This window comes from Streptomyces sp. NPDC031670, assembly GCF_055580545.1.
Map to the genome: position 1 here is coordinate 83,040 of NZ_JBVILC010000009.1, position 19,949 is coordinate 102,988.

General features: G+C 71.6%; 18 protein-coding genes. 8 read left to right on the forward strand and 10 right to left on the reverse strand.

Features of this window, described 5'->3' with window-relative positions:
* Positions 1–189 precede the first annotated feature (189 nt).
* From ACZ5ID_RS18650 to ACZ5ID_RS18660, 3 genes are all read right to left on the reverse strand, one after another.
* Positions 190–483 carry a DUF1330 domain-containing protein gene (locus ACZ5ID_RS18650; protein WP_468898913.1) on the reverse strand — a complete coding sequence of 98 codons (294 nt, stop codon included), beginning with the start codon at positions 481–483 and terminating at the stop codon, positions 190–192.
* A 47-nt stretch (positions 484–530) separates the two neighbouring features.
* Positions 531–1,097, reverse strand: coding sequence for a carboxymuconolactone decarboxylase family protein (locus ACZ5ID_RS18655; protein ID WP_468898915.1), 567 nt, complete (start codon positions 1,095–1,097; stop codon positions 531–533).
* Between the two features lie 129 nt (positions 1,098–1,226).
* Positions 1,227–1,595, reverse strand: coding sequence for a winged helix-turn-helix transcriptional regulator (locus tag ACZ5ID_RS18660; protein ID WP_468898918.1), 369 nt, complete (start codon positions 1,593–1,595; stop codon positions 1,227–1,229).
* Between the two features lie 232 nt (positions 1,596–1,827).
* Here ACZ5ID_RS18660 and nadC point away from each other — a divergent pair, with 232 nt between their 5' ends.
* Positions 1,828–2,727: a carboxylating nicotinate-nucleotide diphosphorylase gene (gene nadC / locus ACZ5ID_RS18665; RefSeq protein WP_468898921.1), complete on the forward strand. Its 900-nt coding sequence runs from the start codon at positions 1,828–1,830 to the stop codon at positions 2,725–2,727.
* Positions 2,715–3,569 (forward strand): PhzF family phenazine biosynthesis protein, encoded by an 855-nt coding sequence (locus ACZ5ID_RS18670; RefSeq protein ID WP_468898923.1) that lies wholly within the window; start codon positions 2,715–2,717, stop codon positions 3,567–3,569. The genes nadC and ACZ5ID_RS18670 overlap by 13 nt, the downstream gene beginning before the upstream one ends.
* Before the next feature lie 67 nt (positions 3,570–3,636).
* Here ACZ5ID_RS18670 and ACZ5ID_RS18675 read toward each other — a convergent pair whose 3' ends face one another.
* Positions 3,637–4,062: a hypothetical protein gene (locus tag ACZ5ID_RS18675; protein WP_468898926.1), complete on the reverse strand. Its 426-nt coding sequence runs from the start codon at positions 4,060–4,062 to the stop codon at positions 3,637–3,639.
* 420 nt (positions 4,063–4,482) lie between these two features.
* Between ACZ5ID_RS18675 and ACZ5ID_RS18680 the strand changes: the two genes are divergently transcribed.
* The 5 genes from ACZ5ID_RS18680 to lpdA all read left to right on the forward strand — a co-directional run bounded on the left by ACZ5ID_RS18680 (position 4,483) and on the right by lpdA (position 10,395).
* Entirely contained in the window at positions 4,483–5,058 is a 576-nt protein-coding gene (locus tag ACZ5ID_RS18680; protein WP_468898928.1) for an N-acetylmuramoyl-L-alanine amidase, read from the forward strand.
* Between the two features lie 129 nt (positions 5,059–5,187).
* On the forward strand, positions 5,188–6,489 hold the full coding sequence (locus ACZ5ID_RS18685; RefSeq protein ID WP_468898931.1) for a helix-turn-helix domain-containing protein: 1,302 nt from the start codon (positions 5,188–5,190) through the stop codon (positions 6,487–6,489).
* 143 nt (positions 6,490–6,632) lie between these two features.
* Complete coding sequence (gene exaC / locus ACZ5ID_RS18690; RefSeq protein ID WP_468898934.1) at positions 6,633–8,156, forward strand: acetaldehyde dehydrogenase ExaC; 1,524 nt, start codon at positions 6,633–6,635, stop codon at positions 8,154–8,156.
* A 187-nt stretch (positions 8,157–8,343) separates the two neighbouring features.
* Positions 8,344–8,880 (forward strand): hypothetical protein, encoded by a 537-nt coding sequence (locus tag ACZ5ID_RS18695; protein WP_468898937.1) that lies wholly within the window; start codon positions 8,344–8,346, stop codon positions 8,878–8,880.
* A gap of 111 nt (positions 8,881–8,991) precedes the next feature.
* Positions 8,992–10,395, forward strand: coding sequence for a dihydrolipoyl dehydrogenase (gene lpdA, locus ACZ5ID_RS18700; protein ID WP_468898940.1), 1,404 nt, complete (start codon positions 8,992–8,994; stop codon positions 10,393–10,395).
* Positions 10,396–10,509: 114 nt separating this feature from the next.
* Here the strand turns inward: lpdA and ACZ5ID_RS18705 are convergent, their stop codons facing one another.
* Positions 10,510–11,661, reverse strand: a complete 1,152-nt coding sequence (locus ACZ5ID_RS18705) for a hypothetical protein (RefSeq protein ID WP_468898942.1) — start codon at positions 11,659–11,661, stop codon at positions 10,510–10,512.
* 178 nt (positions 11,662–11,839) lie between these two features.
* Positions 11,840–12,250 (reverse strand): Fur family transcriptional regulator, encoded by a 411-nt coding sequence (locus tag ACZ5ID_RS18710; protein WP_468898945.1) that lies wholly within the window; start codon positions 12,248–12,250, stop codon positions 11,840–11,842.
* A gap of 343 nt (positions 12,251–12,593) precedes the next feature.
* Here ACZ5ID_RS18710 and katG point away from each other — a divergent pair, with 343 nt between their 5' ends.
* The gene (gene katG, locus ACZ5ID_RS18715; protein ID WP_468898948.1) at positions 12,594–14,819 is read left to right on the forward strand and encodes a catalase/peroxidase HPI; all 2,226 of its coding nucleotides are present in this window, start codon (positions 12,594–12,596) and stop codon (positions 14,817–14,819) included.
* 72 nt (positions 14,820–14,891) lie between these two features.
* Here the strand turns inward: katG and ACZ5ID_RS18720 are convergent, their stop codons facing one another.
* The 4 genes from ACZ5ID_RS18720 to ACZ5ID_RS18735 all read right to left on the reverse strand — a co-directional run bounded on the left by ACZ5ID_RS18720 (position 14,892) and on the right by ACZ5ID_RS18735 (position 19,821).
* Entirely contained in the window at positions 14,892–16,337 is a 1,446-nt protein-coding gene (locus ACZ5ID_RS18720) for a glyceraldehyde-3-phosphate dehydrogenase (RefSeq protein ID WP_406555069.1), read from the reverse strand.
* 177 nt (positions 16,338–16,514) lie between these two features.
* A complete protein-coding gene (locus ACZ5ID_RS18725) occupies positions 16,515–16,640 on the reverse strand; it encodes an ALQxL family class IV lanthipeptide (protein ID WP_358831239.1) in 126 nt (41 codons plus the stop codon).
* A gap of 76 nt (positions 16,641–16,716) precedes the next feature.
* Complete coding sequence (gene lanL / locus ACZ5ID_RS18730; protein WP_468898953.1) at positions 16,717–19,548, reverse strand: class IV lanthionine synthetase LanL; 2,832 nt, start codon at positions 19,546–19,548, stop codon at positions 16,717–16,719.
* A gap of 81 nt (positions 19,549–19,629) precedes the next feature.
* On the reverse strand, positions 19,630–19,821 hold the full coding sequence (locus ACZ5ID_RS18735; RefSeq protein WP_468898956.1) for a hypothetical protein: 192 nt from the start codon (positions 19,819–19,821) through the stop codon (positions 19,630–19,632).
* Positions 19,822–19,949 lie beyond the last annotated feature (128 nt).

Here is a 19,949-nt window from a genome sequence, read left to right on the forward strand (position 1 = left end):
ACGCGCCGTCGGCGTGCGCACTTGGTGCGGCCCTGGCCTCCCTGCTCGGCCTGAGGTCCTGCCTTCCGTGCGTCGTCCGACGAGCGAACCGGCCACCGGTCCATGCAGGCTGAGACCGACGGACTCTGCGACCTGTTCCACCCCTTCGAGGGGTTCGCCTCCAGGCCGGCCTGAACGTCGGTGCGCCGGTCAGTCGATGCCTTCGACGATGCGGAAGTCGCGCTCGACGGCGTCGGAAAGGACGTCCAGCGCCTCCTGGTATGCCGCGCTCTCGCGCGCCGCGACCGCCTGTTCGAAGGTGTCGAACTCGATCAGTATGGTGCGCTCGGCGATTCCGGCGTCGTGGGCGACGACCCGCCCGCCGATGGCGAGCCTCCGCCCGCCCCCGGCCTGGACGGCAGGACCGGCCAGCTTGTTGTAGGCGGCCAGCTTCTCGGGGTCGGAAATGGTGCGGTAGACGCTGACCCAGTAGCCCTTGGCCATGGAAACCTCCTGTGTTCGGACGAGCGTGCCAGGTTTTGAGTCGACACTCAGATTGATCGGCCCGGGAAGGGGGCGCCCCAGGGCTCTTCCTCCAGGAGGAGCCCGTTGGCCAGGTAGCTGATGGTTCGGTACCAGCCGGCCAGCACGAGGAACTCCAGCAGTTGGGCGTCTTCGTAGTGGACGCCCAGGGCATCCCAGGCGGGTTGTGAGAGTCGTGCTGTGTCGTGCAGTTCGTCGACGGCGTTGAGCAGTGCAGCGTGACGAGGCAGCCACGTGGTGTTGGCCGCGCCATCGATGTCGGTGGTGGCCCGGAGCTGTTCCCGGCTCAGTCCGGCCTGCTGGGCGAGGGTCGCGGCGTGTGCCCCCCATTCGTAGGCGCAGCCGGTGCGTGCGGTTACCCGGGCGATGACGATCTCGCGGTCGATGGCGGGAAGAAGACCGTGGCCCAGCAGGCCGGCCCCCAGGGTGAACATGCGTGAGGCCAGTTCCGGGTTGCGGTGCAGTACCCGGAACAGTGTGAGCGGCTCGTGTGCCACGCCGGGAGGCATCCATCGGCGCAGTGCCTGGTCGATGGGCGCGGGATAGGGCGGGGTGAGCGGTTCGATGCGCGGCATGGGCACCTCCTGCTTCGATTTTCGAATCACTATGGTGCTTCGAAACCCGAAGCGCAAGGAGTAGGCATGGAAGCCGCAACCCCTCGGCCGGGCGACGCGAGCGCGCAGTCGACCCAGGGGGCGCGGGCGTCAGTCGGCCGAACCCTTCTCGGGCGTACCGTCAACCACGGCGCCGGGATGCGAGGTGCCGTCGGCGGGCGGCTCGCTGTCGTGGTGCGCCCGTTGCGGGTCGAGCGTCGCCGCCCAGTGCTCCGACCACTGGGCGAGGGGGCCGAGCGCGAGGGAGGCGTCCCGCCCCAGTGGAGTGAGCTCGTACCGGCTGTCGGGTAGTTGGTGAACCACGTGGGCGTCCAGCAGTTCGGTCAGGCGCTGCCGCATCACGCTGGAGGACATGTCGTCGCACTGCTTCTGCAGGGGGCGGAATCCAAGGGGGCCCTCACGCAGCTCCCACAGGATGCGCAGGCTCCACCGCCGTCCGAACAGGTCGAGTGCGGCCATGAGGGGGCGACCGGTGGTCGAACCGCGAACTGGCTTGCCGGGTTTTGGCGTTGACATGACGTGGAGTCCAGCCTCCAAGGTTGATGCTTCGGATTCAGAAACGCTACCATCGGTGCTCGCTTCGGAAAACGAAACAATATGGGCCGTCGTGGCAGCCATCCACGCGCGTCGCCCCGCACCGTGCGCTGCGGAATCCCACGATCACCGTCACCCACTCGGAGATGGAGAGCAGATGGCCACGACAGAGTTTCCCTCGGCTGCGGGACGGGCCGTCGTCGCCGCCGCCCTGACCGAGGACGCCTCGGGGAACGACATCACCACCGCGTGGAGTGTCCCCGAAGACCTGGCGGCCACGGCCGAAGTCCGCACCCGGCAGAGCGGCATCGCCGCCGGCCTCCCGGTGGTCGCCGAGGTCTTCGCACAGATCGATCCCGAGGTCGAGATCGAGATCGAGGCGAGCGTCGCCGAAGGCGCCCGGCTGACCGACGGCGACGTCCTGTTGCGCCTGTCCGGTCCGGCGCGCAGCCTGATCACCGGTGAGCGCACGGCGCTGAACTTCCTTCAACGCCTGTGCGGCATCGCGACACTGACCGACCGCTACGTCCAGGCCGTGGCCGCGACCAAAGCCCGCATTCTGGACACCCGCAAGACGGCACCGGGCCTGCGTGCCCTCGACAAGTACGCGGTGACGGTCGGCGGTGGCCGCAACCACCGGCTCGACCTCGCGGCGATGGTCCTGCTCAAGGAGAACCACATCGCCGCGGCGGGCGGGGTGACCGCAGCGATCGAGGCGGTCCGACGCGGAATGGCGCGTACCGGGCAGACGGTGGAGATCGATGTCGAGGTGCGGACCGTGGCAGAAGCTGCTGAGGCGCTCGATGCCGGGGCTCGCTGGATCATGCTCGACAACATGCCGTTGGCCGACCTGGAGCAGGTGGTGAAGATCCGGGCCGAGCGGGTCGACGCTCCCCGCATCCTGCTGGAGGCCTCGGGCACCGTCCGCCTGGACAGTGTCCGCGCCATCGCCGAAACGGGCGTCGACCTCATCTCGGTCGGAGCGTTGACACACAGCGCGCCCGCACTCGACCTGACGATGCTGCTGACCACCGGCCCCCTGCCATGCCCGAGGTAGCGATCGTCGACGCGTGTCAACGACAGGGCGGGGGTGGCAGCCCGACCGCCGTTCTGGACGACGCGCCGCTGACCGACGAGGAACGATGCCGCATCCCTACGGAGTTGGGTACTTCGCACGCCGTCTTCCTCCGCGCGACCGGAGCCGAGCGCGCTCATCCGTCGTACACGCTCCGGTTCTTCACCGCCGCGGGCGAACTGCCCGCCTGCGGCCACGGCACGGTCGCCGCTCTCGCGCTGCTCGCCGAACGTGCAGGCGGCGACGACTACCGTGCCGTCCTGCGGACGACCCACCGCAGCTTCGACGGCCGGGCCACCCGAAACGGTGACGGCCTGACAGCATCCTTCGATCCAGGCCCGGTCAGCCTGAGCGATACCCAAGGGCCCGAACTGGAGGCGGTCGCACACGGCCTCGGACTGCGCGAGGACGCAGTCGCCGGGGACGCCCGCGTGGCGTCGAACGGGCGGCCGAGGCTTCTGCTGCCCGTCCGGTCCCGCGCCGTGCTGGCCGAACTCATGCCGGACTTCGCCCTGCTGCGCGCAGCCTGCGACCGCCACGGTCTGCTGGGCTGCTACGCCTACTCGCTCCCGGACCGGCACGGCCGCGCGGCAGCCCGGATGTTCGCGCCCTCGATCGGGGTCCCCGAGGACATCGCCAACGCCAACAGCACGGCCTGCCTGGCCGCGCATGCGGCCGGCTCCGGTACGGACCGCCTCGTCGTCGACATGGGCGACCACCTCGGCCGCCCGTCGACCATCACGGCAACCGTTCGCCACGACGGAGTGGAGCAGCGCATCCGGGTCGGCGGCCGAGCGACGATCACGCGAACGGTCCTGCGCTGAGGTTCGCGGTACTCAGGGCCGGTAGGGCTGCGTGCCGAGCAGAGCCGCCCCGCCCGAGCCCGGTCGCCTACGCCCTCGGCGGCACCCGCGAGCTCGGCGGCGCCAGCCCGCCTGCCCTGAACTCGTAGGACGGGATGTCGTCGCCGGGTCCGCCCGCTGCCGACGGCAAAACACGGCCGGGGATGTCACTGGGCAGGTCAGGCAGGTCCGGAAGGTCCGGCACCTCCGGCAGCCCGCTGGGCAGGTCATTGGGGAGACCGCTCGGCAGCTCCGTGGGAAGTCCTGACGGAAGGGTGGTCGGAAGAGCTGTCGGAAGAGTCGACGGAAGGTCCGTGGGGAGCTCCGAGGGCAACCCGCTCGGCAGGCTCAGCGACGGAGTCGGGGTCGGGGTCGTCGTGCTCGTCGGGCTCTTGGACGGTTTGTCGTCGGCCCCGTCGCCGCTGCCGTTCACCACGAGCACGATGGCGACGAGCGCCGCCGCGGCCACCACCACGGCGAGCAGTATGAAAATACCCCGGCGACCGCCCCCGGCCGGCGGGACGGGAGGCGTCGGCGGCGGGGCCGGGGGCTGCCAGGCGGGGGGACCGAAGCCCCCGCCCGGCGGGGAGGGAGGCCCGGTCGGGCGCGGAGGAACGGGGGGCGTGGCCATAGCCTCCAGAGTCGGACGGAAACGGTTCATCTCGCGACCCCTGCCCGGAAATTACGCCAAAGTCGGTCAGTCGCCGCGCGCGCGGAAGCCGCCCGGGTGGTGGTGGCGCACAGGCCCCGCGCACAGACGGCGCCACGCGCTGCCGCCTGTCTTCCACGCCCCCGCACCTCGCCGTACCGTAACCTCGGCGAGGTTCTTGCCGGTTGAACGTGACGTATCGACACACATACGACGCAGACACGACGTACAGGAGCTCCGTTACCCGTGGACCGCCGAAGACTCCTCCAGGGCGCCGCCGCCAGCGTGGCCGCGAGCGCGCTCTTCCCCGCGACGCGAGCCGAGGCCGTGGCCGATACCGATTACCCGCTCGCGCACTGGGTCGCCGCCTCGACCTCCAACTCGACCGTCTCCCAGCGCCCCGTCTCGTACGCCATCGACCGGGTGGTCATCCACGTCACCCAGGAGTCGTTCGCGACCACCCTCCAGATCTTCCAGAACCCGGCGAAGAAGGTCTCCGCCCACTATGTGGTGCGCTCCGCCGACGGCTATGTCGCGCAGATGGTGCGCGAGCGGGACATCGCCTGGCACGCGGGCAACTGGTCCTACAACACCCGCAGCATCGGTATCGAGCACGAGGGCTGGGTGGACCAGCCCTCCTACTTCACGGACGCGCTCTACGAGGAGTCGGCACGCCTGACCGCCTCGATCTGCGACCGCTACGGCATCCCCAAGGACCGCGAGCACATCATCGGCCACTATCAGGTGCCCGGCAGCGACCACACCGATCCGGGGACGAACTGGGACTGGGTGCGGTACATCCGCCTCGTCAACTTCTCCTGACCGGAAGGCGACCGACACGCCACGCGCGGCCCCGTCGGTGCGAGATGGCTTGCCGGGTGCGCGGGGCGACCCCACGATGGACAGGTCCCGCCCGTCCACACCACCCACACCGCCCGCCCGGAGGCCCGGTTGACCCCTACGCGGTACGAGTCGCGGTACGCGTCCTGGGTCGCTCTGGAGGCCGGCGCGGACCCCGCCGAGCGGACCGGGGAGCTGCGCCGCGCCCATGAGGCGTTCACCTCGGCCGGACGGGTGGTCCGGCCCGTACGCCCGCTGGTGGCGGCGTCCTGGCGGCGCTCGGCCCGCGCCCGGGTGAATCCGGACGGCACGGCCGGGCTGGAGCTGGACGAGGACGAGCTGGCGGCGTACCGCGACGGGCACCCTCTCGCCCGCGCGATGCCGGTGATCCGCGAGCTGACCGGCGCGTACGCGAAGGACGGCGAGCACCTCGTCGCCGTCTGCGACGCGCGGGGGCGGCTGCTGTGGGTCGAGGGCGACGCCGGAACCCGGCGCAAGGCGGGTGCGATGAACTTCGTGCCGGGCGCCCGGTGGGCGGAGTCGGCGGTGGGAACCAACGCGCCGGGCACGGCGTTGACCGAGGACCGGCCCGTACAGGTCTTCTCCGCCGAGCACTTCCGGCGCCCGGTGCACCCCTGGACGTGCGCGGCGGCCCCGCTCCACGACCCCGGTACGGGACGGCTGCTCGGCGCCGTGGACATCACCGGGGGCGACGGCCTCGCGCACCCGCACAGCCTCGCGTTCGTCCAGGCGGTGGCGCGTGCGGCGGAGGCGGAGCTCGCCCTGCTCACCCCACCGCCGACCGGCGACACGGTGGAGCTGAGCGCCCTCGGCCGGGACGAGGCGCTGCTGGTCGCCCTGGGACGCAAGGTGCGCCTGAGCCGTCGCCACAGCGAGCTCCTGGTCCTGCTCGCCCGCCATCCCGAGGGCCTGACGGGCGATCAACTGCTGGTCGGTCTGTACGAGGACGAGTCCGTGACGCCGGTGACGGTCCGCGCCGAACTGTCCCGGCTGCGTCATCTCCTGGGCCCCGACCTCCTCGCCTCCCGCCCGTACCGCCTCACCCTCCCCATCGACACCGACTTCGACCTAGTCGCCCGGCGGCTGGCCTCGGGGGCGGTGGCGGCGGCGACGGGCGCCTACGCGGGCCCCCTGCTGCCCTCCTCGCAGGCGCCCGCGGTGGTACGGATACGGTCCCGGCTCGCCGCCCAGTTGCGCGCGGCCGTGATCGAGCGGGGCGATCCCGGACTGCTGGCGGACTGGGCGCGCAGCCCGTGGGGGGAGGAGGACGCGGGGGCGTGGCGGGCGCTGGTGCGGGCGCTGCCCGAGGGCCGGCGGGGTCCGGCGCGCGCGAGGTTGGCGGAATTGGAGGCGGAAATGGCGGCCGGGGTGGATTTCGAAGGCACCCCGTGACGGCGAGCGGATCAGGGACCACCAGCCCCTCCCCCTCTCTCCCCCTCCCTTGGGGCATCGCAACCAAGGCGCAACGTCGCCGTCCCTAGCCTGCGCTGCGAGTGCCGTCCAAGGGCGGGCGGCGCCGGAGGGAGGCCACGGACATGACCCGTTACGCAGCGCCCGGCACCGAGGGCGCGGTCGTCTCGTACGAGTCGCGCTACGACCACTTCATCGGCGGCGCGTATGTGCCGCCGGCGGGCGGCCAGTACTTCGAGAACCCGAGCCCCGTGAACGGCCGCCCCTTCACCGAGGTGGCCCGGGGGACGGCGGCGGACGTGGAGCGCGCGCTCGACGCGGCGCACGCGGCGGCCCCCGCGTGGGGCCGGACGGCCCCGGCCGAACGCGCCGACATCCTCAACAAGATCGCGGACCGGATGGAGGCGCATCTGGTGGAACTGGCGGTCGCGGAGAGCTGGGAGAACGGCAAGCCGGTCCGCGAGACGCTGGCGGCGGACATCCCGCTGGCGATCGACCACTTCCGCTACTTCGCGGGCGCGCTGCGGGCGCAGGAAGGGTCACTGAGCCAGATCGACGAGGACACGGTCGCGTACCACTTCCACGAGCCGCTCGGCGTCGTCGGCCAGATCATCCCGTGGAACTTCCCCATCCTGATGGCCACCTGGAAACTGGCGCCCGCGCTGGCGGCGGGCAACGCGGTGGTCCTCAAGCCCGCGGAGCAGACCCCGGCGTCGGTGCACGTGTGGCTGGCGCTGGTCGCCGACCTCATCCCCCCGGGCGTGGTCAACATCGTCAACGGCTTCGGCGTGGAGGCGGGCAAGCCGCTGGCGTCGAGCCCTCGGGTGGCGAAGATCGCCTTCACCGGCGAGACGACCACGGGCCGCCTGATCATGCAGTACGCGTCGGAGAACATCCGCCCGGTGACACTGGAACTCGGCGGCAAGTCCCCGAACATCTTCTTCGACGACGTCTGGTCGGCGGACGACGACTTCCGCGACAAGGCGCTGGAGGGCTTCACGATGTTCGCCCTCAACCAGGGCGAGGTCTGCACGTGCCCGTCCCGGGCGCTGATCCAGCGCGGCCACTACGGCGAGTTCCTGGACGCCGGCATCGCCCGCACGGAGGCCATCGTGGCGGGCCACCCCCTGGACACCGACACGATGATCGGCGCCCAGGCCTCCAACGACCAGCTCCAGAAGATCCTGTCGTACCTCGACATAGGTCAGCAGGAGGGTGCCAAAGTCCTGACGGGTGGTCAGCGCATCGAGTACGACGGCGAGCTGGCGGGTGGCTACTACGTCCAGCCCACGATCTTCGAGGGCGACAACAGGATGCGGATCTTCCAGGAGGAGATCTTCGGCCCGGTCGTCGCGGTGACGTCCTTCACGGACTTCGACGACGCGATCCGCACGGCGAACGACACCCTGTACGGCCTGGGCGCCGGCGTCTGGACCCGCGACGGCAGCCAGGCGTACCGCGCGGGCCGCGCGATCCAGGCGGGCCGCGTCTGGACCAACTGTTACCACGCATACCCGGCGCACGCCGCCTTCGGCGGGTACAAGCAGTCGGGGATCGGGCGGGAGAACCACAGGATGATGCTGGATCACTATCAGCAGACGAAGAACTTGCTGGTGAGCTATTCGGCGAAGAAGCTGGGGTTCTTCTAGGCCCACGAGGAAGGGCCTCTGGCCCCAATCCGCCGGTCAGGCGCCCGCAGGCTCGGAGCACAACCAGTCCCCCGCCCCCCGGCCCCCCGACCCCCTTCCCCGTTCACCGCACCCCCGCCCCCTCCACCATCTACTCTACGTACACGCCCTGCCGCTCACCGTGAGCAGTGCGTCGAGGAGGGGTTCTGTGTCATCGCACTACGGTCCCCAGTACGCTCCCGCCGGCGATGTGGGGGCCGCGTTGATGGTGGTCGACTCCCGGCTCCGGAGCGTCCAGCGCGGCGCTGGTGCGCCGGACCCCGAGGAGCAGGCGCTCGCGGAGCGGTTCATCGACTCCTTGGGGCCGGAGTCGGCCGGGGAACTGCTGGACGGCGTCTGCACGCTCGTCTACATGTTCATGACCTGGTTGCGGAAGGCACACGAGGACAAGGGCAAGGACGTCATCGAGTACGTGGTGCCCAGACTGGTGGCCTCGATGGGCAGGATGCCCAAGAGTGTCCGCCCGGAGGCCATCCCGACCCTGGCCGGTCTCGTCATCGCCGCCGCCACCGGGCTCAGCCCCAGCCTGTGGCGCGAGCAGTACGGCGAATGGACCGACGCCGAGATGAACGCCCTGGAGGTCACCGCCTTCCTCCTCGCCGATCACATCAACCGCATCACCGAGGACCCCGACTTCGCCACCCGCCTGATCACCGAGGCGCTCTCACGTGCGGAGGAGGGCTGACGTCCGGTGTGGGGGCCGCGCGCGGGAGGGTGCCCCGGGGCTTCGGCGCGTGCGCCCCTGTGGTGTGCTGACCTCTGATCGAACACAGGTGATCGGAAGGAAGTAACCCCCATGCAGGAGCACTTCGACGTCGTCGTCCTCGGGGCGGGGCCCGGTGGTTACGTGGCGGCCATCCGTGCCGCCCAGCTCGGCAAGCGGGTCGCCGTCGTGGAGGAGAGGTACTGGGGCGGTGTCTGTCTGAACGTCGGCTGCATTCCCACCAAGGCGCTGCTGCACAACGCCGAGCTCGCGCGCATCTTCACCCACGAGGCCAAGGCCTACGGCATCACGGTGAACGGTGAGGTCTCGCTCGACTACGGCGAGGCCTACCGGCGCAGCCGGCGGGTGGCGGACGGCCGGGTCAAGGGTGTCCACTATCTGATGAAGAAGAACGGGATCACCGAGTTCGACGGCCGGGGTACGTTCCTCGACGCGAACACCCTTGAGGTCGCCCAGGCGGACGGCACCAGGCGGACCGTCTCGTTCGACAACTGTGTCATCGCGACCGGCGCCACCCCGCGGCTGCTGCCCGGCACCCGCCGCAGCGAGCGCGTGGTGACGTACGAGGAGCAGATCCTCGCCGAGGACCTGCCGCGGTCGGTCGTGATCGCGGGCGCGGGGGCCATCGGGATCGAGTTCGCGTACGTCCTGCACAACTACGGCGTCAAGGTCACCATGGTCGAGTTCCTGGACCGGATCGCGCCGCTGGAGGACGCCGACGTCTCGGCGGAGCTGGCCAAGCAGTACCGCAAGCTGGGCATCGACGTGCTGACCTCGACCCGGGTCGAGTCCATCGACGAGTCCGGCGCGCAGGTGCGGGTGACGGTCACCGGCAAGGACGGCGCGGCCAAGGTCCTGGAGGCCGACAAGGTGCTCCAGGCGATCGGCTTCGCGCCGAACGTCACCGGGTACGGGCTGGAGGCCACGGGCGTCCGGGTCACCGAGCGCGGCGCCATCGACGTGGACGGCCGCTGCCGTACGTCCGTACCGCACATCTACGCCATCGGCGACGTCACGGCGAAGCTGATGCTGGCGCACACCGCGGAGTCCATGGGTGTCGTCGCCGCGGAGACCATCGCGGACGCGGAGACGATGGAGCTGGACTACCCGATGATCCCGCGCGCCACCTACAGCCGGCCGCAGATCGCCAGCTTCGGCTGGACGGAAGCGCAGGCGCGGGAGAAGGGCTTCGATGTCAAGGTCGCCAAGTTCCCGTTCACCGCGAACGGGAAAGCGCACGGGCTGGGCGACCCCGTCGGGTTCGTGAAGCTGATCAGCGACAACACGCACGGCGAGATCATCGGTGCCCATCTGATCGGGCCGGACGTCACCGAGCTCCTGCCGGAGCTGACCCTGGCGCAGCAGTGGGACCTGACCGTCCACGAGGTCGCCCGCAATGTGCACGCCCACCCGACGCTGGGCGAGGCGGTCAAGGAGGCCGTGCACGGGCTGGCCGGCCACATGATCAATTTCTGATCGTGGTCCGCCGGTCGTCGATCGCGGCCGGGTGAGCGCCCGTGACCGCCGGTGAGTGCCGACGAGGGGCCGGTGCCCCGGGACGGCCTTCTCCGGCGGTCCCGGGGCGGCGGGTCACTTGCCCGGGTCCCGGAAGCGGCCGAACGCCTTGGTGAGGGCGCTCAGCGGCGAGGCGTCCGCCTTGGTCTGCCTCGGTACGGGCAGACCGGGCACGACGTCGACGCCGGGCGCCTCGGCGAGCGCGGCCTGCGCCGCCTCGGCGGCCTCCCGGTACAGGTCACGCGACTTGGTCATGGCCTCGAGCGCCTCGGCGTACTTGGTGACCATCGCCTGGGCGTGGACGAGTTCCTCGTCCGGGGTGAGCAGGTGCCAGCCCTGGCGCAGCCGCAGAAGGGCCCGCTCGGCGTCGGCCGGCATCGGGCGGGCGAGGGCGGCGAACTCCCTGATCCGGTCGAGGAGTTCGGTCGGCTCGGAGCCGTCCAGGATCACGGTGCGCACGGTGAAGCGGTCCGCGTCGTAGCCCGCCGCCTGCGGCTGTGTGGGCAGCACGACGGCTCCGCCGCGCGGCAGCCGTACGCCGAGCTCCTTCTTCATCGCGAAGTCGGCGATCTGCGCCTGCTCCGGGGTGCCGCGGTGCTCGATCACCCGGTGCCGCAGGCTCGGCGGCAGGAACGCCGCTACCGGCCGCTGCCCCGCCGCGTCCGGTGTCATCGCCTCGTGCACCACGACGTGGACGAACCAGCTTTGCCGGGCGCAGTCGCGCAGCCGGTGGCGCAGCTCGTCGTCGTCCTTGGGCAGATGGTTCGTGGTGCGCATCCGCACATCGGGGACGGTGTCGTGGTCCCAGGGGATGCGGTCGCTGTCGGGCCAGAACATGGTGGCCGGCGACGGCCAGTCGGTCTGCCACGGCCGCTCCGCCTCGGCGGCGAGGACCCAGGTGACCCCCTCACCCTCCTTGCGGCGGTTCTCGGGGTCGTACGTGGTCAGCTGGGCCCGCACGGTGACGTCGTCGGCGACGCGCCAGCGGGCCTCGAAGACACGCCGGGCCGTGGGGCCGGGGTCGGCGGACTCGTCGCGCGGGTGCAGGACGGTGGAGCGGGCCGCCTCGACGGGGTCGAGGTCCAGGAAGTCGTCGAGCACCCCGGCCGCCCTGAGGGCGATCAGGTTGCGCCGGACGTCCTGCTCGGGCTCGGGCCCGAGGTGGCGCGCGCGCCCCAGCCACGCGGTGTCGGGGACGGTGGGCGGGGAAACGGGGTTCTTGGCCATGGAGTCGTTCTGTAGGTGATCGGGGCGTGACCAGTATCCTCCGTCGGCCCGCCGAGGGAAGTAGTACCCGCCCGGGGTTTCGCCCATTCGTTCGCACCACCTCCGTCCCGGCCGCCCGGCTCCGGCCCTGAGGGCGGGAGCCGGCGCGTGTCCGTCGGCCGCGGCCACGCGCCCGGCGTCACGCGCACGACGGGCACAGCCCCCGGTAGGTGACCTCGGCCGTGGCGACCGTGAAGCCGAAGCGGTTCTCGGACGGCAGATGGGACAGCAGGTCACCGGTGGTGTCGACATCGCGGATGGTGCCGCAGCCGGAGCAGACCAGGTGCTGGTGGGGCCGGTGCGCGTTGGGGTCGTACCGCTTGGCGCGGCCGTCGGTGGTGACCTCCAGGACCTCGCCGAGGGAGACCATCTCGCCCAGGGTGTTGTAGACGGTCGCCCGGGAGATCTCCGGCAGTCGCCGCGCCGCGCGCGCGTGCACCTCGTCGGCGGTGAGGTGGACGTGGTCGCCGTCCAGCACCTCCGCCACCACACGCCGCTGCGAGGTCACCCGCCAGCCACGCCCGCGGAGCCGCTCCAGCAAGTCGCTCATAGGGTCCATCCGTTCCGGCTCGGTGGAAAGTCGAGTAGGGGCCAGTAGTGGTGTACCCGCGATCGGCGGTCGTCGTACAGCTTCCGACCGAGGATGAAACCGGTGAGCTTCTTGACCTGGACACCGTCCATCGTAGGATCGATACCAACGACGGCCAAGGGAACGGACACCTCCGGTATGGCGGTACGGCAGCAGACCCAGCCGGTCCGTCCGCCTTCCCGGGCCCCTTCCCGAGCGACCTTCCACCGTCCACTGACGCGACGGGATCCGTCCGCCGCATCGAACTGTTCCACCATCCGTACTCCCCTGAGCAGTGTGATCCACCCAGCCCGGAAGGATTCCGATGTCTGAGAACCACGACGCGATCGTCACGGACCCGAAAACGGAGGACGGAAGCGGCGGCTGCCCGGTCGCACACGGTCGCGCCCCGCATCCGACGCAGGGCGGGGGCAACCACCAGTGGTGGCCGGAGCGGCTCAATCTCAAGATCCTCGCCAAGAACCCCGCCGTGGCCAACCCGCTGGGCGAGGAGTTCGACTACGCCGAGGCGTTCAAGAGCCTCGACCTGCCGGCCGTGAAGCGGGACATCGCCGAGGTGCTGACCACCTCGCAGGACTGGTGGCCGGCCGACTTCGGCCACTACGGGCCGCTCATGGTCCGGATGGCCTGGCACAGCGCCGGCACGTACCGCATCAGTGACGGCCGCGGCGGCGCCGGGGCCGGTCAGCAGCGCTTCGCCCCCCTCAACAGCTGGCCGGACAACGTGAGCCTGGACAAGGCCCGCCGACTGCTGTGGCCGGTCAAGAAGAAGTACGGCAAGAGCCTGTCCTGGGCCGACCTGCTGGTCCTCACCGGCAATGTCGCCCTGGAGTCCATGGGCTTCAAGACCTTCGGCTTCGGCGGCGGCCGGGCGGACGTCTGGGAGCCCGACGAGGACGTGTACTGGGGCCCCGAGACCATCTGGCTCGGCGACGAGCGCTACACCGGCGACCGGGAGCTGGAGAGCCCGCTCGGCGCGGTGCAGATGGGGCTGATCTACGTCAACCCGGAGGGCCCCAACGGCACGCCGGACCCGATCGCCTCGGCGCGCGACATCCGTGAGACGTTCCGCCGGATGGCGATGAACGACGAGGAGACCGTCGCGCTGATCGCGGGCGGCCACACCTTCGGCAAGACCCACGGCGCGGGCCCCTCGGAGGCGGTCGGCCCGGACCCCGAGGCCGCCGGGCTGGAGGAGCAGGGTCTGGGCTGGCGCAACTCCCACGGCACCGGCAAGGGCGGGGACACGATCACCAGCGGCCTTGAGGGCATCTGGACGAACACCCCGACCACCTGGGACAACAGCTTCTTCGAGATCCTCTTCGGCTACGAGTGGGAGCTGTTCAAGAGCCCCGCGGGCGCCCACCAGTGGCGGCCGAAGGGCGGCGCCGGGACCGGGACCGTGCCCGACGCCCACGACCCGTCGAAGAGCCACGCACCGACGATGCTGACGACCGACCTGGCACTCCGCCTCGACCCGGTCTACGAGCCGATCGCGCGGCGCTTCAAGGACAACCCGGACGAGTTCGCGGACGCGTTCGCCCGCGCCTGGTTCAAGCTGACCCACCGCGACATGGGTCCGGTCTCGCGCTACCTCGGCCCGGAGGTCCCCTCCGAGACGCTGCTGTGGCAGGACCCGCTGCCCGAGGTGGAGCACGAGCTCATCGGCGCGGCGGACATCGCCTCCCTCAAGGAGCGCGTCCTCGCCTCCGGTCTCACCGTCTCGCAGCTGGTCTCCACCGCCTGGGCGTCCGCCTCGTCCTTCCGGGGCAGCGACAAGCGCGGCGGCGCCAACGGTGCCCGCATCCGTCTGGAGCCGCAGCGCGGCTGGGAGGTCAACGACCCGGACCAGCTGTCGGTGGTGCTGAGCACGCTGGAGGGGATCCAGCGGGAGTTCAACGCCGGTGCCAAGCAGGTCTCGCTGGCCGACCTGATCGTGCTCGCCGGCTCCGCCGCGGTGGAGAAGGCCGCACAGGACGCGGGCTTCACCGTCGAGGTCCCCTTCACGCCGGGCCGCGCGGACGCCTCGCAGGAGCAGACCGACGTGGAGTCGTTCGCCGCGCTGGAGCCGACCGCGGACGGCTTCCGCAACTACCTCGGCAAGGGCAACCGGCTCCCCGCCGAGTACCTGCTGCTCGACCGGGCGAACCTGCTCACGCTCAGCGCTCCGGAGATGACCGTGCTGGTGGGCGGTCTGCGGGTGCTGGGCGCGAACCACCGGCAGTCGTCGGCGGGCGTCTTCACCCGGACGCCGGGAGTCCTCACCAACGACTTCTTCGTCAACCTGCTCGACATGGGCACGACGTGGAAGGCGACCTCCGACGACGCGCACGCCTTCGAGGGCCGCGACGCCGCCACCGGTGAGGTCAGGTGGACCGGCACCCGCGCCGACCTGGTCTTCGGGTCGAACTCGGAGCTGCGCGCCCTGGCGGAGGTGTACGCGAGCGACGACGCCAAGGAGAAGTTCGCCAAGGACTTCGCCGCGGCGTGGGTCAAGGTCATGAACCTGGACCGGTTCGACCTCGTGTGACGGCCTGAGGTGTGACAAGAGGCGCCTGCCGGGCGAAAGCCGGCAGGCGCCTCTTGTCGTGGAGCGGGGGGCTCAGCTCGTCGGCACCGGGTACGTCGGGTACTCGACGCCCGAGACGTGCTGGACGACCCGGATGACCTGGCACGAGTAGCCGAACTCGTTGTCGTACCAGAGGTAGAGGATCGCGTTGTCACCGTCCACCTTGGTGGCGCCCGCGTCGACGATCGAGGCGTGGCGCGAGCCGACGAAGTCCATGGAGACGGCGTCGGGAGCGGTGGTGAAGTCGATCTGGCGCTTGAGCGGCGAGTGCAGCGAGACGTCGCGGAGGTAGTCGAGGACTTCCTCGCGGGTGGTCTCGCGGCCGAGCCGCAGGCTGAGGATCGCGATCGAGACGTCCGGGACGGGAACGCGGATCGAGCTGCCGGTGATGGGCGCCTTGAGGTCGGGCAGCGCCTTCGCGACGGCGGAGGCGGCGCCGGTCTCGGTGATGACCATGTTCAGCGGCGCGGAGCGCCCGCGGCGGTCGGCCTTGTGGTAGTTGTCCAGCAGGTTCTGGTCGTTGGTGAACGAGTGGACGGTCTCCACGTGGCCGCGGAGCACACCGTACTCGTCCGCCATGGCCTTCAGCGGCGGAACGATCGCGTTGGTGGTGCAGGACGCGCAGGACAGGATCTGCTCGTCCGGCTTGATGGTGTCGTGATTGACGCCGTGCACGATGTTGGGCACATCGCCCTTGCCGGGGGCGGTCAGGACGACCTTGTCGATACCGGGGCGCAGGTGCTGCGAAAGGCCTTCGCGGTCGCGCCACTTGCCGGTGTTGTCGATGAGGATGGCGTCCTTGATGCCGTACGCCGTGTAGTCGACCTCGGACGGGTCGTTGGCGTAGATCACCTTGATCGCGTTGCCGTTGGCGACGATGGTGCTGGTCGCCTCGTCCACCGTGATCGTGCCCTGGAACTGGCCGTGGATGGAGTCGCGCCGCAGCAGCGAGGCGCGCTTGACGAGATCCTGCTCGCCGCCACCGCGGACGACGATGGCGCGCAGCCGCAGACCGTTGCCGGAGCCGGCCTTCTCGATGAGCAGGCGCGCGACGAGCCGGCCGATGCGGCCGAACCCGTAGAGGACGACGTCGCGGCCCTCGCGGCGCTCGATCTTGTTGGCACCGGTGGCGCCGATGACGGCCTGGGCGGTGAACTCCGCCACGGTCAGACCGCGGTCGTCGGCCTGGTACATCGCGGCGAGCATGCCGAGGTCGATCTGCGAGGGGCCGAGATCGAGGGTGGTGAGAGCCTGCAGGAACGGAAGGGTGTCGGTGACCGAGAGTTCCTCACCGGCGATCTGCCGGGCGAATCGGTGGGTCTTGAGGATGCTGACCACCGACTTGTTCACCAGGGAGCGGCTGTGGAGGAGGACGGTGACGTCCCGCTCCCGGTGCAGCTTCCCGATGATCGGGATCATCGACTCCGCGATCTCCTCGCGGTTCTTCCAATTGGTGAACGAGTCGTCATTGACAGTCACGAGTTTATCTTTCGAGCTAGGCGGCGCTCATATGCTAACCCCACCCCTGTTCGACCGTTCAAGGGGTGCCGCTCGAGCCGCCGCTCGACGCGGAACCAGCCGGTTTCGGTACGCGGGCGCGGTGCGCGGTGCGCGGTGGAGGGGCGGGACGGGGGGCCCGTCCCCTCCACCGGTCGGTCAGCAGCCGCTCATGTGGATGCGGCAGGAGGTGATCAGCGCGGCGGCGTGCTCCTCGCCGCCGAGGCTCTCGGTGCGGACGTCCTCGGGCAGGACCTGGAGGGCGTCGATGTCGTGCTCCATCATGGCGGGCTCCTTCGTTCGGGAGTGCGTGCCGGGCCCGGTGGGTCCGGCGGCCGGCGGCCGGGTGGCCGCCGGAGTCTCAGGGGTGGGCGTGGCCGCCCTCGGGCAGCCAGGCGCGGGGGCCGCCGAACCGCATGCGCAGCAGCAGCGAGAGGCTTCCGCCGAGGCCGCCGGCGTACTCGGCGAGCACCGTCTTGCGGTTCTCGTCCGGCACCAGCAGCCGGCCGTCGTGCAGCACAGCCTGCGCGGCCAGGTGCTCGACCAGCAGCTCCGCGGCGGCGCGGTGGTGCGCCTCGCCCGTCGCCTCGGCCGCGTCGAGCAGGAACTCGGCGTTGCCCGCGAGCCCGTGGCAGGTCGAGGTGGAGTCGGCGACCCGGCCCGCCCGTACGGCCAGGGCCGCGCCCTCCACCTGGGCGCGCAGGGTGTCGTCATGGGCGCCGGTGGCCGACCAGAGCCGCACCAGGAAGGTGCCCGCTCCGGACGAGCCGTTGCACCAGTGCCGGGCGAGCTCCGGCGTCCCGGAGAGATGGCGGGCGCGGTCGACCGGCCAGAGGGCGCCCGCGGGTCCGGTCCGGGCCGCGGCCACCAGTGTGGTGCCCGCCTCGACGGCCGCGTCGAGGAAGCGTTTCTCCCCCGTGGCCCCGGCCGTGAGCAGGAGGAAGGTGCCGACACCGGCCACTCCGTGCGCGAAGCCGTAGTGCCAGGATCCGGCGAGGGCGGAGGCGAAGTCGTCCGGCACCGGCCAGAAGGTCCCCTCGGGGGTGCGGCGGGCCGCCGCGAGCAGCCCGTCGGCGGCCCGTTCGGCACGGTCGAGGAAGCGCGGGTCCCCGGTGGTCCGCCAGAAGTGCAGCTGGGCCAGGCCCGACCCGGCCGCGCCGTGGCAGACGTCGGGGTTGGGCCACTCGACGGGGAGGGCGAGGGCGAGCGTGGTGGCGCGGGCGGCGAGCGCGGGGTCGTCCAGGGCCCGGGCGGCGTCCAGCAGCGCCCAGGCGGTGCCCGAGCGGCCGAAGTGCAGACCCGGCAGACCGCTGGGCAGGGCGTCCTGCCGGTCCGCCGTCCAGGACGCCGCGGACACCAGACCCGTGCGCAGCGCCTCCCGGGTGACGGCCGCCCCTGCGCCGTCCTCGTCCCAGTGGCGCAGGGCCCGCGCCAGTACGCTCACGCCGCCCGCCGAGCCGTGCTGCAGGGCCACCGGGTCGCAGGTGTCGCCGAACGCCTCCGAGGGCCAGAGCCGTTCGGCGTGACCGGGTCGCATGCTGGCGAGGAGGTGGGCGAGGCCGTCGTGCAGCAGCCGTGCGCGGATGTGCGCGGGTTCGGTCCGCTGCGGTGCCGACGCGGGTACGGCGGCGGGGCGCGTGGCGCCGGTGGTGAACCGCCGTGCCCGCTCCAGGGTCCAGCGGTCGGCGGGGTCGTCCCGCATCAGTCCCCGTATCAGCGGGGAGAAGCGGCGTACGAACGGGTTGTCGCGGGACACGAGCTCCACCAGCGCGGCCAGCCGCTCCTCCTCCGGCCGGGCGGCCGGCAGGTCGGGTGCGAAGAGCGGGTCGGCGCCGCTCAGGGCGTGCAGGATCGTCGCCCCCAGGGCGTACAGGTCGACGGCCGGCGCCGACGCGGGCGCCACCTGGTCCAGGGCGCGCAGTTCGGGGGCGGTGTAGCCGGGAGTGGCGCCCAGTACCCAGCGTTCGCCCTCCCGCGCGGCCATCTCCAGGTCGATCAGCAGGAGTCGGCCCTCGGGCGTGACCATCACGTTGTTGGGGTTGAAGTCGTGGAGGGTGACGCCGACTTCATGGGCGGTGGCGACCAGGTCGACCAGCTGTCCCACCAGGGAGTCGGCCGTACGGTCGTCGGGGCAGCCCGTCCCCTCCCGCGCCGTCCGGTCCGCGACCGTGCGCCGCAGGGTCGCGCCGGGGACCGACTCGGCGGCCAGGAACTCGCTGCCCTGCTGCTCGAACACCTCCACGAGGCGGGGGACGCGGTCGGGGTGGATTTTGCCGATGCGGTCGAGCAGGGCCGCCTCCCGGCGCAGCAGATCGCGGACGTCGAGACCCTCCAGGCCCGCCCCCACGTGGGGCCGCGCCTGCTTGAGCACGACCTGCGCGCCGGTCGTGGTGTCCTCGGCGCGGAACACCCCGCCCTTGTTGGAGTGCTGGATGGCGCCGCGTACCAGATAGCGGTCGTTGAGCAGGACCGGCCTGGCCGTGGCCGTGCTGCGCGCCGGGGCCGCCGGGCGGCCGGGGAAGGGGTCGCCCGCCCAGGCCGGCGGGCTGAACCAGGCGTTCCGCTCGTCCGTGACGGGCTGGCCCCCGGGGTCGGTGAGCCGGGCGGCGAAGCAGCCGTCGACGGTCAGGGCGGGGGCGGCGGTGAACACGCCGTACCGGTAGTAGACCTGGCTGCCGGGGCGGTAGCGGCGGTCGGAGAGGACGGCGGGGCCGGGCAGCCCCTCGGTGGCCAGGTGCAACTCCTCGGCGAGCAGCCGGAAGTGGTCGTCGTCGGCCGGGTACACGGTGAGGAACTTGCCGCCCCCGCCGCGCTCGTAGCGGCCGGAGACGAGGGCCGCGACGCGGGTGGGGGTGCCGGCGAACTTGAAGGCGGCGCGGTGGGCGAGGAGAACCTCGGCGGAGCGGGCCAGGGTCACGGGTGCGGCGAGCGGGGTGGCCGAGACATGGAGCTTCCAGCCCTGGGCGCGGTGGGCCGTCCCGGCGGGCACCACATGGCACCAGAAGTCGCCCTGCTCCACGGTCCACTCCGGGTGCCCGCCCGGCACGTGCGTCCCGGGCGCGGACCGGGCGATGGCGGCGCGGACCACATCGGGCAGGAGCGCGAGGTCCGCCGGACGTTCGGCGCGTGCCCGCCGGGGCCCGGGGAGGGCCGGGGGCGGGGTGGGCGGCGGTGCCGCGGGCAGGGGGGACACGCTCTTCGACCTCGCAGTGCACGGGTGGCGGTGGGCGGGGGGCTGGGGAGGAGTGGTCCTGGGCCGGACGCGCGCGGGAAATCAGTGCTGGGGCCGGATGTAGTCGTCGCCCCAGCTGGTGTCGAGGATGTCCGCCGCGACGGCTACGGTCGTCGCCGTCCCGCCGCCCCGCACCCCGGCCGCCACTCCTGGCCCGCCGTCCACCGAGGTGACGCAGGCGCCACCGACCAGCAGGGCCGTGAGGACGAGAAGACAGCGGAGTGCTCTGGACATGGTGCGGCTCCAGGGTCGGGAGGTCGTCGGCCGGTGGTTTCCCCGTGGGACCACCGAGGCAGGGGGCCGGAAGGTATAGGGTCCGGAATGTCGGCCTGGGGGGGTTTGCCCGGCCCGACGGTCAAAGT